Source organism: Pacificibacter sp. AS14, assembly GCF_038899935.1.
Lineage (GTDB): Bacteria > Pseudomonadota > Alphaproteobacteria > Rhodobacterales > Rhodobacteraceae > Celeribacter.
The window spans coordinates 26,117-42,852 of record NZ_JBBMQI010000023.1; the positions used below are offsets into that span (position 1 = coordinate 26,117).

The following is a 16,736-nucleotide window of genomic DNA, read 5'->3' on the forward strand; positions in this document are numbered from 1 at the left end:
CCTTAAAGGGTCAAGATGTAGCGGTGTCTTGCAGAGCAGACATCACCATATCGTGTGGCAGGGGCATAAGCGTCGCGGTGCCCGTCCACAAGATCGCCACTTCAATTTTCTTGTCTGGATAAATTGCAGAACAAATCTCCAAATAGGCGCCCATTTGACGCAGCAATCCCATTGGCACCTCTTGTGGCGCCATAGGTACGACGTCGTTTGATTTGAAATCAACCACGCGCACCACGTCATCTTCAACGATCAATCTGTCAATAATCCCATGCACTGGGTGATTGTTCATCGATGGCAAAACGCCTGAAAACGGCACCTCGGCCAGCGATGTATCACCAAAGACATCCCACTGATAAGACTGCTCAATTGTGCGAGAGGCCTCGGTCAAAAGTGGCTCTAACTCAGCCAAAGTTGCGAATAATTCACCTGATCCCAACAAGGACCGCGCAATTTCTGGCCAGTCAAGGGGCGGGTGATTTGGCAGATGTTCCAGCAGTAAATGCAACTGACTGCCGTGGCGCATTGCAACCTCTTCGCTGCGATTTGACGATGATCCCGCCAGCGCTTTTGGGCCGCCCAACTCCGAGGGCGATAAAAACACTTTCGGATCATCCGAAATCACAGCCGCCCTTTGCACCCAATCTGGCAGTTCGGTTTTTTTTGGTGCTTTAACAGCAGCCTCACCCGTGCGCGCAGGCCATTCCCCATGCGCATAGCGCTTGCCGATGCCGCTTGGAAACGCTTGCTCAACAGCGCCTGCAGACAGCATGCCGTTTTCAACCAGTTGATACCAACAGCTGCTATCCTTTTTCATCTTGCCTGCGCCCGCCACGATCAGCCAGTTCTCAGCCCGCGTCATCGCCACATACAAAAGACGCCGTTCTTCGTCGTCATTTTTGGTTTTGAGCTGCGTTAGAGACTGTTTCAGTGCCTCAGAATTGTTTTCTTTGCTCGATTTCCACGCGATGCCGCCGTGCTCTAACGCGACAAGTTCGTCTTTCGGCTCACTGGTTTCACGCAAGGTATCAGGTAAAATCACAATCGGCGCTTCCAGCCCTTTGGACCCATGCACCGTCATCACGCGGATCAGGTTCGAGGACTCATCCAAAACGCGTTTGAGTTTGATTTTTTCAGCCCCCAGCCAGCCGATAAACCCCGTCAGGCTGGGCGTTTGCGTGGTTTCATAATGCAGCGCTTGGTGCAGCAAGGCATCAAGTCCGTCTTCAGCCTCATTGCCAAGGCGCGCCAAAAACTTTTTACGCCCGCCATGACGCACCAAAACGCGTTGGATCAAATCATAGGGTCGCAAAAAGTCCGAGGTCTTGCGCAGATCATCCAAAATATCCGCAGTCGCAGGCCATTCATCACGCCGCGCCCGCAGTTCACGCCACAAGGTGGCTTCAGTGCGTTTATGCGCGAGTGAATACAGGTTCTGTTCAGACCAGCCAAATAGCGGTGATTTCAAAGCTTCAGCCAAGGCCAAATCATCATCTTGAAGCGACAAAAACGCCAAAAGCGACGTCATATCTTTGACAGCCAACTCGTCGTTCAAAATCAGCTGATCCGCACCTGCGACGGGCAGATTCAGTTTTTTCAACGCGCGGATCATTGGATAAAACAGCCCCGATCTGTTGCGCACCAAAATCAAAATATCGCCCGGTTCAATTTGCGTGTTTTCATCGCCTTTGCGTGGAATCGAGCCGTGCTCAATCATATCTTTAACATTGCGCGCCACCATGCCCGCCAGTCGAATACTGTGGTGCTCAGGTGCTATTAAATCGGTCGGATTTTCCCAATCGTCAGGATCGGTTTCCACAGGTTCAGGTTCCACCAATGGCCATTGATCCACACGTCCAGGTGTGTCTTCAAAAAACGCGATGTGATGTGTGTCGCCCCCAACGCCCTGCCCACTTGATTGGGCAAAGGTTTGATCCGTCATGGTCAAAATCGCAGGCGAAGACCGAAATGAGTGCTGCAAAGCAATATCTTGCAAGGCATGCCCCGCATCGCCAAGGCGCAACTCAAAATGATGCTTCATTTGATCAAAGGCTTCGGGTGCGGCCCCTTGAAACGAATAAATCGACTGCTTTTTATCGCCCACAACAAAAATCGTGCGCGTCACATTTGGCCGCGCGCCCTCGCCCACCGTAAACTCTTCGGCCAGCAGCCTGATCACTGTCCATTGATCGGGACTGGTGTCTTGTGCCTCATCCACCAAAATATGGTCGATGCCCCCGTCCAATCGAAACAGCACCCATTGCGCAACGCTGGAAATCGATAATAGATCCCGCGCCTTTTGCACCAAATCGTCAAAATCCAACAACCCTAGTCGCGCTTTCGTGTCGAAATAGGGCTGCAGCAGCGCGGTTGCGAATTGATGCAGCGCGGCGGTTTTCTTCGCAGATTGCAGCGCGCGCAGAGTGTCTGTCGCCCCCGCCACGCGCTCCATCAATTCCGACAGTTGCCGCAAGGCTTCAGGCTCAAGCGTCACGCATTTCTTGGTCGGCAGGCCAGAATGCGTGCGACCAAAACGGGTCAGTCCTTGGTTTTCACCGGACTTGACCAAAAACGCGCCAATCATGTCTTGCAATAAGCTGACAGAAGGCGCGGCACCAACCCAAGCGCGCAACATCGCCGCAGCCGTCACATCGGTTTTGTTTGGCGAAGTTTCCATTGTTGTCGCCGCTTGGGTCAGCGCATGATCTTCGTCGCCTAAAAATACAGACCCAAGCAAATCTTGTTCATTATATTCTGCAGGCAGATCAAACCATTCCCAGATGTCCTCGGGATTGGCTGACGGATGAAACGCCTCGCGTTTGCGCACAATTTGCTGCGCCAAATGCAGCGGGTCAATATCGTCTTGCCCTGAAATATGCGTGGCAACTGCATCGATGGCATCGCGACCTTGACCTTCGGCCAAAGCATCCAACACCTCGGACAAAATGGTATTGGTTTCGCGATCATCCAATTCTTTGAATTGCGGTGAAACACCCGCTTCCAGCGGGAATCGTCTCAAAAGTGCACCGCAAAACGAATGAATGGTTTGAATTTTCAACCCGCCCGGGGTCTCAACGGCGCGGGCAAATAAAGTGCGCGCGTGCCGCATTTCCGCGTCGGTCAACGCGGCATCGGGGGCAAGGGTTTTCAGCTCAATCGATAGGGCCTCATCAGGCATCATCGCCCAAGCGCCAAGCCGCTTGAACAGCCTGTTTTGCATCTCTGAGGCGGCGGCTTTGGTATATGTCAGACACAAAATGTGTTGCGGCGGCGTGCCCGCCAACAGCAAGCGCGCCACGCGGTCCGTCAAAACCTTGGTTTTGCCAGACCCCGCATTGGCAGACACCCAAGTCGAACTGTCGGGCTTTGCGGCTGCGATTTGGCGCAAAGTCGCGTCATCAAGCATGATCATCGCACATCCTCCGGACAGGGCGCGTCACTGTCGGACCATTCGCCCACCCGTGCCAGATGATCAAAATCACCCGCAAAAGATACACTTTGCACGATCCGCCGCGAGGTATAGCCCTGCGCAGGATCATCATAGTTTTTGATTAGGTCAATAAAGCGCTCTTCGATTTTTTGCGTATCGCCGGGCAGTAAAGTCAGGCGAGTTTGTTTCGTGTTTCCGTCTAGACCTAGATAGGCCAGTTCAAACACACGCCCTGTATTGAGCCCGACAAAGCCGCCATTTTCAAGCATGACGGCTTCAAGATGTAACTGCATCTTCAACGTTTTGGTTTGCTTTTCCGTTGGTGGCGCGCCGGTTTTGTAATCATAGATGATATAGTCACCACCTTTGGTTTCATCGATGCGATCCGCCTCACAGGTGAGGGAAAAATCGATGTCTTTAAAGTGATAACCACCTTTGGCTTCGGTGGCGATGGGCGTGCCTTTTTCGCGATTTTCCGCCTCGCGTAGGACCAAAGGCAAAGCGATTTTTTTCAATCGCCCCAACCAAACGCGGCGCGCGGCGGGCCACAGCACAGTCTCTTCCAAAACGCGCTCTGCGGTTGCGATCAGTCGAGCGGCCGCCTCGGATGGGGTTTCTTCGCGTGTGTTCGCGACAAATTCTTCCATAACTTTGTGAAAGGCCGTGCCGCGATCACGCGGATCAGCGGCTTGTGTCAATGGGTTCAGCTTGCTCAATCGCAACACGCGACTGGCGTAAATCTGATAAGGGTCGCGCACCAAGGTCTCGATCCGTGTCACCGATAACTGTCGTGGACGCGCCTCATACGGTGGGCGCGGGCTGGGTCTTTGCGCGGACGGAACCGTCACATCTGGGCGTTCCAGCGCGCGGGCCATATCGACAAATACATCGCCGCGCGCTCGCATTTGTGTCAGCGCATTTGCACCTTCATCCGACATCCCCGCAAGCAGATTGGTCAGCCGGATCACCCAACGAGACGCCACAGTTTCCGCCTCGGCGTTACGTTTGGCGCGAGCCAAAATCACAGTTTTGGCCCCGATGGATTGTTGAAAATCATGCGCGGCGAGGCCGATTTGTTGCTCGGGCGGCAAAAGCCCAACCTGTTTGCGCATATCGCGACTGAACCACGGATCGGGGGCAGGGGCGGCAGGCCAAATAGTTTCGTTCAATCCGCCCAAAATGACGACATCGGCGCCTTGAGCGCGCGCTTCAAGCGTGCCCCAAATCATAATGTCGGGATGTTTAGGCGATGGATCTCGGGCTAGACCGCGCCCCACGATGGCGTTGAAAAGCGAGGCAAATTCATAGGTGGTCATGTGACCGCCATGCTGGGCCTCAAGTTTAAGGTCTGTCACCACGCGCAGGGCCTCGCGCCCCGCAGATTGCGTCCAAAGTTCCGTCGCATCATTTGATTTTGGTCCGCAAACTAAGGCTTCGGACAGCTCAATTACATGATCCAAATGGTCCGATAAATGCGCTGTTTCGCTGGAATCGAGACGCTCTAAGATATCAGAGGCCCACATCGCCCAAGCGACAAGTGTGGTATCGATGGTGCCATCGTCAGATTGTTTTTCAGCAAAGGCCAACAGGTCGTCACGCTTGGGGAAGGCAGGACCATAGCGGCGCAGCTGGCGTTCAAGGTTGCGCGTCCACAGCAAATGATACCCGCGAATGCCCTCATCGTCCGACATGCCGCGCGCGACCAGCGGATGTTTGAGCAAAACCAAAAGGTCTTCGGACGACACAGCGCGCCCAAGCGCTGTGGAAACATGGCGCAACAATCGGCCCGGCGGGGTCTGGTTCAGCGGAATGCCCGCACTGTCGTCGGGGGCAATGTCCCATCGATCCAAAACGGCGGTGACATGGCGGGCAAGCGCGCGATCAGGCGTGATCAACGCGGCTTTTTTTCCATCCTCGGCGGCTTTGCGCAACGCCAAAGCAATGCTCACAGCCTCTGATCGCGAATCTGGGGCTTCGATCAATGTCAGATCGTCGCAGGCCTGAGACACATTTTTGAAATTAGGGCCCTCTGTCATCCATTGATCGGTGACGGGGGCAGGGCGCAAGGCAAGCGATATAAGCTGGTTTCGGGTCGCATTTTCATCAGATGTGCTGACCCAGTTTTCAATGCTACGCGGCGATATGGTCAGCTTTTTCGCAAAGGCAGAAAAGCGCGCCTGCGGATGCTCATAGGCGTCTGTCTCATGAATCTTGGCCCAAGTTTCAGCCGATATATCGAAATCAACACCGGGCAAAACCACAGCCCCTTGTGGCAGGTTTGCGACCAGTTTCATAAAATTCGATGTGGTGCCGCGTGACCCAGTCGAGCCTGCGACGATAATCGGGTGGGTTGGAGGCGATGTGTTCCAACTGTCGCTGAGCAAATCTACAACCATTTTTAGTCGCGCTTCGGGCATCGGGGGCTGGTTTTGCGTTGGGTCGAAAAAAGCGGAAATGATCGACATAAATCGCCGTGCGCGCGTCCAGTGACCAGAGGTATCTTCAATGTTGATCGCGTCCAAATCCGCAGGCGACACACCCTCGTCGTGCATTTCAGACAACAAGCCCGCAAGACTGTCCGCTAGATCATAGATCGTAGACCGTGCCGCAAAATCAGGTTCTTGGTCCAAAAATCGCGCCACAAGCTGTGACAATTCAAGGCGACGCCGCAGACCCGACACGCCGGTGGCCACATCGCGCGCGGCAATATCAGTGCCAAGATCAGTGATCAGCCGGATTTTGGGCAAAAAATGCGTGTCGCCATCGTCAAACGCCAGTTTCAAATCTTTGCGCATCCGTGAGGAATTCACGAAAATCTCCACCCGCGCCAAGGCGTCGGGCGATTGCACCTTTAGCCGCTCCATTAACCCGTCTTTGAGCGCGAAAGGAAAACGCACGCCGCAGGGCAGGCCGTAAACGCGGGGGCGGTCTGTTTCAGTGAACATTATAAATGGTGCTCCAACATAGATTCAGCAAGCGGAATGGCTTCAGGGTGGCCAAGATCACACCAGTGACCCGAATAAACCGCGCCATACAACGTGCCGCGCGCCAAAAGCGTTTCCCAAGCCAGATTTAGTGAAAAATGCGACTGTTCAATCTCGCTGACATATTTGGTCTTGATGATCTGAAGCCCAGTATACACATCACCGGTCCCGCGCGTCAGAGTGCCATCGGGCGCACGCAAAAAATCGCCTGCTCTTTTGTGTCCGACGGCATTGTCCTTGGGTATAAGCAGCATCAGCGCGTCCATAATGTCCGGGTTCCAATGCGCGCGCAAAAACTTTGCTGGTTTGGGGCCAGCCCAGACAGCATCGGTGTTCATGGTAAAGACGGCATCACGATCCAATTGGGGCAGGGCATGTTTCAACCCACCACCGGTTTCTAACAGATCAGTTTCAAAAATAGGGTCTATTCCAGCCAAATTCAGATGTTTTTCCAAGACCTCAGGGTGATAATGTAGGTTCGCAAAACGTCGCGGCATGTCGCCCATGGCTTCAATTGCATGATCGATGAGCGGTCGACCCGCCACGGTGATCATAGGCTTGGGTTGATGCTGCGTCAGCTCAAGCATGCGCGTGCCGCGGCCTGCGCAAAAAAACATTACAGTGTCGAGACAGTGCCGCATTGCGCTTTCAACTTTCTAAGAATGTCAGGGGTCGGGGCAGGGATCGTAGATATGATCACTTGTCTCACTTTGGCCAAATCTGGATGGGCCAAATCATTCATCAAATGCCCCCAAACACGCGGGATCAAATCGATGTAATGTGGTTTTCCAAAATGCAGCGACATGCGCGCAAAAATCATCAAAATCCGTAAATTGCGCTGCACAGAACAAATCGCTGCCTCGCGGGCAAATCGTTCAGGATCAAGCGACATACGTTGGGCAAAACGATCCACACACATCTTTTGCACCTCCGGCGATACATCGCGACGCGCATCGGTGGTGAGGGATATCAAATCATAGGCAGGATGGCCCAAAACCGCGTCCTGAAAATCCAATAAACCAACGTTTTTAGGTGCAGGACGGTCGGGCAACCACAGCAGGTTTTGAGCATGAAAATCGCGTAAACTGGTGACAGATCCCGTCCCCAAAGAGGCAATCAAGGGGGCAAGCGTTTCACGACAGGCGGTGTGTGCATAGCCGAGGTCGATGCCTGATGCAGGTTCAGCGTACCACCGGAAACTTGTCAGCGCGAGATCAAGCATTTTGGGATGAAAGTCTTCTAGGCTTTCCAATGCGGGGGCTTGCGCCAAAACGACCAGCGCATCGACCGCAGCAGCATATAGTGTGTGTTCGCTTTCGGGGGTCGCACCGCAAACGACATCAAACAGATCATGGCCGAAGTCTTCTAAGACCAAGAATCCGTTATGTTCATCTGCCTCAAATATTTCGGGGGCTGCCAAGCCATTGGTGCGTAAATAGGCTGCGACGTTTAAAAATGGTCGCACATTTTCGCCTTTTTCAGGCGGGGCATCCATGACAATGGCACGACGGCCTGTGGCGGCATTAAACAAGCGTTCATAACGCCGCAAAGATGCGTCGCCCGCAAGGGGGGTGCGCTTTGCATCTCGCCAATCTGATGTGGATAGAAAATGATCTAAAAGCTGCGCACGGTTTTCCATGCGCAGACATTAAACCGCTCAACAGCCATGGCAAGCGAGATCACATCTCGACGAAACGCGGATCGGCTTGTGGTTGAGGTTTGGGACGGATGAAGCGGGTTGTTTCTTCCGGCGAAAATCCGGCAAGGGTTTGTCCGCCAGCCAGTGGCACAAAACGGCAGTTGAGGCGTCGACCGTCCCAAAGGCGTGTAGAGTTTTTCCATTCGGCACGTTCCCCCATCCGTCCAACAAAATCACGCACATCGCCCCAAATCGGGCTGGGCGCGCATTTTGAATGCCAAACACGCGTGGCCTCCATAATGCCAACATCAAGCGCGTTTTCCAAATCGTCAGATCCCCATAGTGAGGTATAGGCGCTGTTGGCCATAAGCAGCGTGCCGTCATTGGAAAACACGACGATGGCTTCATCAAGAGAGTCAAACACAGCTTGACCCGTTTCAATTTCTGCACGGAAACGACGCGTGAGCGACATTTCGGCACTGATATCTTCGAACAAAAATGCAATAGCGCCATCAGGGTGAGGTCTGCCAGAGACGCGGTAAGTGACCCCGCCATGCAAAGACCAAATTTCTTCGTATTGTCCAACACTTGCGGCTGTTTCAAGTTCGGAAATTTCCTGACGCCACGATTTATAGTCCTTGGGTTCGGGCATCATTTTGATGTTGCGCAACCGGTCCAAGAACGCGGTAAGCGCTGGCCTATTGGACAGAAAGTCTATTGGCAAAGATGTTAGATCCAACAGGGCAGGGTTGAACAATGTAAGGTTACGATTGCGATCAAAAATCGCAAGGCCGATGGTGAGATGTGCGAATGTTTTGGTAAGCGTTTGGCGAAACTCTCGCAAAGCTTTCTCCGCCTTAACGGCGCGATCTGCCGGAATGGCGGTAAACAATGTGTCATCCCCCACTGGCGTCGGGAAGACTTCATAGGGGCGATCTTCGGCTGTGTTGTTTTCCAAAGCAAGGCGTTTGCACTCACCGGATGTGGTGGATAAAAGCTGCTTGGTGTCGAACAAGGACAGAGGTGGCCAACTGGGAATTTCGCCGGCTGGTAGTTGCGCGTCAGCAAGGGAAACATAGGCGGAGTTCGCCCAGCTTATGGTGCCATCCTTCAGCTCGCGCCAGACCAAAAACGGGACATGCTCAGAAGTGACGCGCAGGGTTTCAAGCTCTTGCTCCATTGCGGCAAGGGAATGGTGGTCCATGTCCACATGATCGCGCACAGTTTCCAGATCGAGCAATGACACACGGGCAAGCCCATTGCGCCATTCGCAGCGCAGGACGGCATTACCATCGCGCGATTCCACATCGATTTGTCCAAGATCCGCGAGTTCACTGATGTCCGCTTGAAATGTCGGAAACCGATGCAAAAGCACACTGAGCAGCCGCGACCAATCGGACCCAACATCGGCCGCTGCGCTGATCACATTGCGTGCGGATTTGGTGGCGTTGATAAGGGTTTCATCATCGAACAGGAATATTATGTCAGTGTCGTCGCCGTGCAGCGCGATGGTGTCAGCCGCCGTTTTGCGCCCGCCAAGCCACGCCAATGCGTACAGTACAACAAACGCGGCACACAGCGTTCCAAGGCACATAATCGAAAGCGTAAGCACTGTATCAGCAGTCATGAGAATCTCCTTTGCGCGCGATCGCGTCAGGGATGACTCTTCAAAATTTAGGTTAATGGGTCGTTAAAACCTCGAATTTTCAACGTTCAAACAGCATATTTTCCCCCAAAGCCTTGGTTTGTTCTTCCTTTGAGGCCGCAATCCGCGACATCGGCCAGACCAGTTCGACGATAGCGCCAGAGCGCCTGCCTGCGTGCAACTGTTGATCGTGTGGCGGCGATCCGTTCGCAAATGAGATGTCCGCGCCCGTGCGTTCTAGCAACGTCTTGGCAATGAAAAGCCCCAAACCCATGCCTTCATATGCGGGGCGTTTCTTCGCGTCAGCATCGGGCCTGCGCCTGCGCATAAACGGATCACCGATTTTGCCGATCACCGACGCGGGAAAGCCAGCACCATCATCTATGATGCGCACGCGAATGACCTCTTTCGTCCAAGACACATCCACCCAAACCGTGGATTTAGAAAAATCGACAGCGTTTTGCACAAGGTTGCGCAGTCCGTGGATCATCTCGGGATGACGGAACACATGCGGTTGGTCCACGCCAGTCTCGCCCGCTGAGGCATCAATGATCACGGTTTTACCGCGCTGCATATGCGGGTCAGCTGCCTCCTCAATAACAGCTTGCAAGGGGGCCATTTGTAGATGCAGATCGTTTTTGCCGCTGCGCCCCATCGAGCGCAAAATATCCCTGCATCTGTCTGCCTGCTCATGGATCAACTGCGCGTCGGCGCGAAAATCTTCGAACTTTGCCAGATCATCAACCAATTCCGCACTCACCAGCTTGATCGTGGCCAAAGGTGTGCCCAATTCATGCGCGGCTGCCGCGACAACGCCACCCAAATCGGTAAGCTTTTGTTCGCGACCTAGCGCCATTTGTGTGGCCAAAAGCGCCTCGGACATGGTGTGAATTTCTGACGTGACCTTCCACGCATATCCGCCCAAAAAGGTGATCCCGACGACAATGCCAGCCCAAGAGCCAAAGACAAAAATATGCGGCAACACGATGGGTATCCCGTAAAGATCAACAAGCGGCATATTGAACAAAGCGACCAAGGTCACCAAGACAATCGCAACACCACCCGTTGCGATCACAGATGTTGGGCGCAGCGCTGTGGCAGAAATCGTCACAGGCACCAAAATCAACAAAGCAAACGGGTTGTTCAGCCCCCCAGACAGATAGAGCATCGCCGACAGTTGGGTGATGTCGAACAACAGCATCCAGGTCGCGCCGCGTTCCGTCAGGCGCATGTTTTCAGGGTAAACAAACGCCGCCACGATGTTGACTATCACTGATGCGCCAATGACAATCGCAAAACCACCAAGCGACAGTTGAAAGCCAAAACACAACATGGCGACGCCAATGGTGGCAATTTGCCCTGTAATGGCAATCCATCTGAGCCAAACCAAAGTGCGCAACCGCACCCAGTTGGAGCGGCGTTCTTGGTTGATGATGTCTTCTGAAATATGTGCCATCTATTGCGTATTGGTCCTAATGCGTCACTACATCTCTTGTTAGTTTGGCCTTGTTAGTCCGGCCTGTCCATCCGATCAATGCGCAGATTGAAGCGCCTCAATCGCATTTGTGAACGCCGCAGGGTATCGCCGTGATAAAACCGTTGATACATCTTGCCGCGTTTAGACTTGCCACAAACTCTGGTTTAAGTCGCCTTGCTTTCAAATTGGAGAAGCCCATGACACGCACCATCGCCATTACATCCGCCATCGCGATTGCCGCCCTTTTGGCTGGCACAGCCTATGTGGCCTTTGGATCAAGCGACACCAAACTCGCAAGCTGTTCGCAAGCGGCCGTGGCTGGTGGATCGATTGGCGGTCCTTTTGAGTTGGTCAATGAAGATGGCGTGACCGTGACAGACGTGGATGTGTTCACCAAGCCGACCATTCTGTATTTCGGCTACACTTTTTGCCCCGATGTTTGCCCGCTCGACAATATGCGCAACGCTGATGCCCAGCGTATTTTGGACGCGCAAGGCTATGACGTGCAGACGGCCTTTATCAGCATCGATCCAGAGCGTGACACGCCTGAGGTGATGAAAGAATTCACCAGCCTGTTTCATGACAATATGATCGGCCTGACGGGCTCGCCTGAGCAAGTCAAAGTGGCCTCTAAAGCCTATAAAACATACTATCAAAAACAGGTTGATGGCGATCCAGAATATTATCTGGTGGATCATTCCACCCAAACCTATTTCGTCATGCCTGAGCGCGGATTCGTGGACTTTTTCAAACGTGACGATTCCCCTGAAAAAATGGCCGAAACCGTCGCCTGCTTTATCGATGCCATTGAGTGAAAGCTGTGTAAAAGTTGCGTAAAATTTGACAACGGCCACAGTCCGCCTACTGTCTAGACACTGCGCTTGTGGCGCGAATGGTTGGAGGATCATTTGATGACAACAGAAAAATTGAACATCGGTGACGATAAATCACTGTTGCTTGTCGATGATGACGAACCGTTTTTGCGTCGCCTAACGCGGGCCATGGAAAAACGCGGCTTTGAGGTCGAAATGGCGGGGTCTGTTGCGGCAGGCAAGGCCATTTCAACAGCGCGCCCACCGGCCTATGCGGTTGTTGATCTGCGTCTTGAGGACGGCAATGGTTTGGACGTGGTCGAAGTGCTGCGTGCCAAACGCCCCGACAGCCGCATCGTTGTTTTGACAGGCTACGGCGCTATTGCCACGGCGGTCGCTGCGGTCAAAATCGGTGCCACAGATTATCTATCAAAACCTGCGGATGCCAATGACATCACCAACGCTTTGCTGGCGACTGGCGATGATCTGCCGCCGCCACCCGAAAATCCGATGTCTGCGGACCGTGTGCGTTGGGAACATATTCAGCGCGTGTATGAGCTATGCGACCGCAACGTGTCAGAGACTGCGCGACGCTTGAACATGCACCGTCGGACCTTGCAGCGCATTTTGGCCAAGCGGTCTCCGAAATAGGTGGAGAGAGGCCAAAAGAGCCTTTGATCGTTAGATGTTAACAACGTTTTTTGCTGGGGCTACTAATGTCCGCTTTGAGGTTTAATCTAAGGTATGGCCACGGTTAAAGTGGCACGACCAGATTTCCGTACGGACGTTATCACGCGCTTCATAAGCGTGTATAGCTTGGCCAAGATCGCCAACATTATCCGTCTCTTCGTCAGCGCCGATTTCAGTCAGGCGCATCGTATACCAAGCCGTTATTCCACCCTCAGGTGCATTCGAAAACCTCGGAAATACTGGCTCTGGCATCTTGTTATCCGCCCAGAGGTTCGGAAGTGCTGGCTCAAGAACAAGCGCTCGCGCAAGGCCGATAACATCGACTGCACCACTTGTCACAGCCGCTACTGACTGCGCGCGCGTTTTGAAGCCCCCCGTGAGCATCAGGGGCTTGGATGTGACTGTGCGAGCGCGTTTGGCAAATGCGATGAAATATGGTCCGCGCCCCGCGCTGTCAGATGCAGACTTGGCGCCTGGAAAATACGTGCCGCCACTGATGTCGATTAAATCCACCGTTGACTTGTCCAGAGCGGCCACCACCTGTAGCGCGTCACCCTCGACAAGCCCGCCTTCAAGCTGGTCTGAAGAGTTGAGCTTCACCGCGATCGCAAAACTGGGACCAACGGCTGCTCGTGTTGCCTCAATAGATTCAAGCAACAGCTTCATACGGTTCTTGATTGCGCCGCCATACCCGTCATTTCGCTTGTTGAATAATGGCGACAGGAATTGACTGAGTAGAAACCCATGAGCTGCATGAATTTGAACACCTGTGAACCCCGCTTGCTGCGCCAGTTTGGCGGTTTTCGCGAAGTCCAAGGGCACTTGGTGTATTTCATCTAATGTCATGCCCTTACAACGAAGGTCCGGCAAGTCGAGTGTGCTCGGCCCCTTGGGGGTACTAATTGGCGCATATGAAAGCGCACCGGCATGACCGAGTTGCAGCCAAAGCTGGGACCCGTTTTGACCACCATACTGGGCAAGTTTGCGAAACTTTGAAAGATCGGAATCTGGATTCAAGACCAGATTGCCGGGCTTTTCGGGGTAGTCGGATGTGGGCTGTACCTCACCAATAATCGAGACGGCCAATCCGCCTTGCGCCCAACGCTGATACAGCCTGTTTTGCTCAGGTGTTGGATGACCGGTTCCATCGCCTAAGGAGTCCGACATTGCCGATTTCGCGATCCGGTTTTTCAAGACCACGCCGCAAGGGAGTTCGAGCGCCTGAAACAGAATTTCATTTTGTAGCATTCGGCCAGCCTTTGCTAAAATCCATCGTTGGTCCACATATCAATGAAAGTCCGTCGAATTGCAATTCAGCGCAATTTTGGGATCTTTAAAACATGTAAAGTGAGGGGGCGAGAAAGGTTGTAAAAGTTGCAAACTCTCGCCTTATTGTCTTTAAAGCATCGCCAAAATGTCACCGCAGATCGTAGCGCTTCCAGATTTTATCGACGCGTGTGCCGTCGTCCAATTCGGCGTCTTTGATCACTTTGAGAGTCTCAAATCCGCGACTTTGGTAATAGGCCAATCCACCAGCATTGTCGGCACGGATGATTGCGTCAATCGCGCGATATCCAATGTCCTTGGCCGCCTTGCAGGTCGCTTGAAACAACTGCGACCCAACACCCAAGCCCGTGCCGCCAATGCGCACAAAGCTTGCAATATCGACGACATCATGCGGCAGGTCTGGGTGCGGCTCAATCCATTGAAATCCCATCACGCGCCCTGTGTCATCTTCAGCCAAAAGCCAAGTGGAATGGGGCACCTGCATTTTTTGCGCCAAATCATGTGCGGTGAAATGATGCATATAGGCCGTCGTTCCACCTACATCTATGATTTCATTCAATAGTTCTGAAAGCGCGCGGGCATCCAAAGGCCCTGCTTTGCGGATGTGATACGTCATAACAGTGCCATCAATTCTGCGTGCCGTGCGGTAAAAGCGTTGCGCGCATGCACAGGCGGACGCAGATGAATGCGTAGGTTTTGCACAAGCGTCTCGTCTTGTTTGCCGAACAACTTATTGCTCTCAACTTGCGAAAACCCTGCGATTTGCGTCGCCTCAAGCCAAGCCGACACTTTATCAGCCTTTTTGATCTTGCGCTTAATCGCCACAGGAATTTTTGCAGGCAAGCCAAACCGAATGTGAATGGCGGCCGTCAAACGATCATCTAAGTCGCCGTAATCTGGCCCAATCGCAGCCTTCACAGGGGAAATCATATCGCCGATCACATACTCAGGCGCGTCGTGCAAAAGTGCGGCCAACTGCCATTTTATCGGCTCATTTGGATAAAGCTGCCTAAAAATTTGTTCAACTAAAACAGAGTGTTCCGCGACAGAATAGGCCCAATCTCCGTGAGTTTGTCCATTCCAACGCGCCACGAAAGCAAGCCCATGCGCGATGTCTTCGATTTCGATATCCATCGGAGTCGGGTCCAACAGATCAAGCCTGCGCCCTGAAAGCATTCGTTGCCATGCCCGTGCTTGCGCCATGTTTTTACCCCGCCAAAATTGTTCACACTCTGTATAATTCGCCTTGGGTTTAACCTCAAATCAATCCCATTACGTTGTAAGCGCGTATACGAAGTGGTAACCAGCCACAAAGTCATTCTCAAGGAGCCGCCCATATGGCCGACTACATCGTCAAAGACATCTCGCTGGCCGAATACGGCCGCAAGGAATTGAACATCGCTGAAACTGAGATGCCAGGCCTTATGGCGCTGCGCGACGAATTTGGCGAAGCAAAGCCGCTTAAAGGCTCGCGTATTGTTGGTTCTTTGCACATGACCATTCAAACCGCTGTTTTAATTGAGACTCTTGTGGCTCTTGGCGCAGATGTGCGCTGGGCGTCGTGCAACATTTTCTCAACCCAAGATCACGCAGCCGCAGCGATAGCCGCCAGCGGCGTTCCTGTGTTCGCGATCAAAGGCCAAAGCCTTGATGAGCATTGGGATTACCTCGATAAATCCTTCCAATTCGCAGATGGCCCGAACCTGATTTTGGACGATGGCGGCGATGCGACGCTCTACATCTTGCTGGGTGCGCGTGTTGAAAATGGCGAAACCGATTTGATCGAAGTGGCCACCACCGAAGAAGAAATCTCAGTCTTTGCGCAGATCAAAAAGCGTATGGCCGAAACACCCGGTTGGTTCACCAAAATGCGTGACCAAATCGTTGGCGTCTCTGAGGAAACAACGACAGGCGTTCACCGTCTGTATGAGCTTGTAAAACAAGGGCAATTACCGTTTCCAGCGATCAACGTGAACGACTCTGTGACCAAGTCCAAGTTCGACAACAAATATGGTTGTAAAGAAAGCCTCGTCGACGGCATTCGTCGCGCCACTGATACCATGATGGCTGGCAAGGTCGCTGTGGTCTGTGGGTACGGCGATGTTGGCAAAGGCTCTGCCGCGTCTCTCAGCGGTGCTGGCGCGCGCGTGAAAGTCACCGAAATCGACCCTATCTGTGCGCTGCAAGCAGCTATGGACGGTTTCGAAGTTGTGCGCCTCGAAGATGTTGTGTCTACAGCGGACGTGTTCATCACCACCACAGGCAACAAAGACATCATCCGCATCGAACATATGCGCGCGATGAAAGACATGGCGATCGTTGGCAACATCGGTCACTTTGACAATGAAATCCAAGTGGCTGCGTTGAAAAACCACAAATGGACCAACATCAAAGACCAAGTGGATATGATCGAAATGCCTTCTGGCTCACGTATCATTTTGCTGTCTGAAGGTCGCTTGCTGAACCTTGGCAACGCAACAGGTCACCCGTCTTTCGTTATGTCAGCATCTTTCACCAACCAAGTTTTGGCTCAGATTGAACTGTGGACAAACGGCGAAGCATACAAAAACGACGTCTATATTTTGCCAAAACATCTGGATGAAAAAGTGGCGCGTCTGCACCTTGCACGCATCGGCGTGCAGTTGTCAGAACTCACAAAAGAGCAAGCTGACTACATCGGAGTAACGGTTGAAGGCCCCTTCAAGCCTGAACACTACCGCTACTAAGTTATTGTAAATAATATAAAAAGGGTCACCGTTTTGGTGGCCCTTTTGC

The 16,736-nt window shown here is 53.0% G+C and carries 12 protein-coding genes; 3 read left to right on the forward strand and 9 right to left on the reverse strand.

Features of this window, described 5'->3' with window-relative positions; all coding sequences use genetic code 11:
- Positions 1-10: 10 nt before the first annotated feature.
- The 6 genes from addA to WNY38_RS16615 form a co-directional block, all read right to left on the reverse strand.
- A complete protein-coding gene (addA, locus tag WNY38_RS16590) occupies positions 11-3,409 on the reverse strand; it encodes a double-strand break repair helicase AddA (protein WP_342858475.1) in 3,399 nt (1,132 codons plus the stop codon).
- Positions 3,406-6,372 (reverse strand): double-strand break repair protein AddB, encoded by a 2,967-nt coding sequence (gene addB, locus WNY38_RS16595; RefSeq protein WP_342858476.1) that lies wholly within the window; start codon positions 6,370-6,372, stop codon positions 3,406-3,408. The genes addA and addB overlap by 4 nt, the downstream gene beginning before the upstream one ends.
- Positions 6,372-7,028, reverse strand: coding sequence for a nucleotidyltransferase family protein (locus WNY38_RS16600; protein ID WP_342858477.1), 657 nt, complete (start codon positions 7,026-7,028; stop codon positions 6,372-6,374). Before WNY38_RS16600 ends, addB begins: the two co-directional genes overlap by 1 nt.
- On the reverse strand, positions 7,028-8,050 hold the full coding sequence (locus tag WNY38_RS16605; protein WP_342858478.1) for a phosphotransferase: 1,023 nt from the start codon (positions 8,048-8,050) through the stop codon (positions 7,028-7,030). Before WNY38_RS16605 ends, WNY38_RS16600 begins: the two co-directional genes overlap by 1 nt.
- Positions 8,051-8,090: 40 nt before the next feature.
- Positions 8,091-9,677 (reverse strand): PAS-domain containing protein, encoded by a 1,587-nt coding sequence (locus WNY38_RS16610; RefSeq protein ID WP_342858479.1) that lies wholly within the window; start codon positions 9,675-9,677, stop codon positions 8,091-8,093.
- A gap of 79 nt (positions 9,678-9,756) precedes the next feature.
- Positions 9,757-11,151, reverse strand: a complete 1,395-nt coding sequence (locus WNY38_RS16615; RefSeq protein WP_342858480.1) for an ActS/PrrB/RegB family redox-sensitive histidine kinase — start codon at positions 11,149-11,151, stop codon at positions 9,757-9,759.
- A 218-nt stretch (positions 11,152-11,369) separates the two neighbouring features.
- Between WNY38_RS16615 and WNY38_RS16620 the strand changes: the two genes are divergently transcribed.
- Entirely contained in the window at positions 11,370-11,987 is a 618-nt protein-coding gene (locus tag WNY38_RS16620; protein WP_342858481.1) for an SCO family protein, read from the forward strand.
- A 96-nt stretch (positions 11,988-12,083) separates the two neighbouring features.
- On the forward strand, positions 12,084-12,635 hold the full coding sequence (locus tag WNY38_RS16625; protein ID WP_215943270.1) for an ActR/PrrA/RegA family redox response regulator transcription factor: 552 nt from the start codon (positions 12,084-12,086) through the stop codon (positions 12,633-12,635).
- Between the two features lie 81 nt (positions 12,636-12,716).
- On the opposite strand, the gene WNY38_RS16630 is transcribed toward WNY38_RS16625, so the two are convergent.
- From WNY38_RS16630 to WNY38_RS16640, 3 genes are all read right to left on the reverse strand, one after another.
- A complete protein-coding gene (locus tag WNY38_RS16630) occupies positions 12,717-13,922 on the reverse strand; it encodes an NADH:flavin oxidoreductase/NADH oxidase family protein (protein WP_342858482.1) in 1,206 nt (401 codons plus the stop codon).
- A gap of 169 nt (positions 13,923-14,091) precedes the next feature.
- On the reverse strand, positions 14,092-14,577 hold the full coding sequence (locus tag WNY38_RS16635; RefSeq protein ID WP_342858483.1) for a GNAT family N-acetyltransferase: 486 nt from the start codon (positions 14,575-14,577) through the stop codon (positions 14,092-14,094).
- Positions 14,574-15,164, reverse strand: coding sequence for an HD family hydrolase (locus tag WNY38_RS16640; protein ID WP_342858484.1), 591 nt, complete (start codon positions 15,162-15,164; stop codon positions 14,574-14,576). Before WNY38_RS16640 ends, WNY38_RS16635 begins: the two co-directional genes overlap by 4 nt.
- A gap of 134 nt (positions 15,165-15,298) precedes the next feature.
- Between WNY38_RS16640 and ahcY the strand changes: the two genes are divergently transcribed.
- Positions 15,299-16,687, forward strand: a complete 1,389-nt coding sequence (gene ahcY, locus WNY38_RS16645; protein ID WP_342858485.1) for an adenosylhomocysteinase — start codon at positions 15,299-15,301, stop codon at positions 16,685-16,687.
- Positions 16,688-16,736 lie beyond the last annotated feature (49 nt).

Coding starts and splice junctions, on each gene's coding strand:
- WNY38_RS16640 (WP_342858484.1), bottom strand. CDS start 15,164: ATGGCGCAAGCACGGGCATGGCAACGAATGCTTTCAGGGCGCAGGCTT.
- addB (WP_342858476.1), bottom strand. CDS start 6,372: ATGTTCACTGAAACAGACCGCCCCCGCGTTTACGGCCTGCCCTGCGGC.
- WNY38_RS16620 (WP_342858481.1), top strand. CDS start 11,370: ATGACACGCACCATCGCCATTACATCCGCCATCGCGATTGCCGCCCTT.
- WNY38_RS16630 (WP_342858482.1), bottom strand. CDS start 13,922: ATGCTACAAAATGAAATTCTGTTTCAGGCGCTCGAACTCCCTTGCGGC.
- WNY38_RS16635 (WP_342858483.1), bottom strand. CDS start 14,577: ATGACGTATCACATCCGCAAAGCAGGGCCTTTGGATGCCCGCGCGCTT.
- WNY38_RS16605 (WP_342858478.1), bottom strand. CDS start 8,050: ATGGAAAACCGTGCGCAGCTTTTAGATCATTTTCTATCCACATCAGAT.
- WNY38_RS16615 (WP_342858480.1), bottom strand. CDS start 11,151: ATGGCACATATTTCAGAAGACATCATCAACCAAGAACGCCGCTCCAAC.
- WNY38_RS16600 (WP_342858477.1), bottom strand. CDS start 7,028: ATGTTTTTTTGCGCAGGCCGCGGCACGCGCATGCTTGAGCTGACGCAG.
- WNY38_RS16610 (WP_342858479.1), bottom strand. CDS start 9,677: ATGACTGCTGATACAGTGCTTACGCTTTCGATTATGTGCCTTGGAACG.
- addA (WP_342858475.1), bottom strand. CDS start 3,409: ATGATCATGCTTGATGACGCGACTTTGCGCCAAATCGCAGCCGCAAAG.
- ahcY (WP_342858485.1), top strand. CDS start 15,299: ATGGCCGACTACATCGTCAAAGACATCTCGCTGGCCGAATACGGCCGC.
- WNY38_RS16625 (WP_215943270.1), top strand. CDS start 12,084: ATGACAACAGAAAAATTGAACATCGGTGACGATAAATCACTGTTGCTT.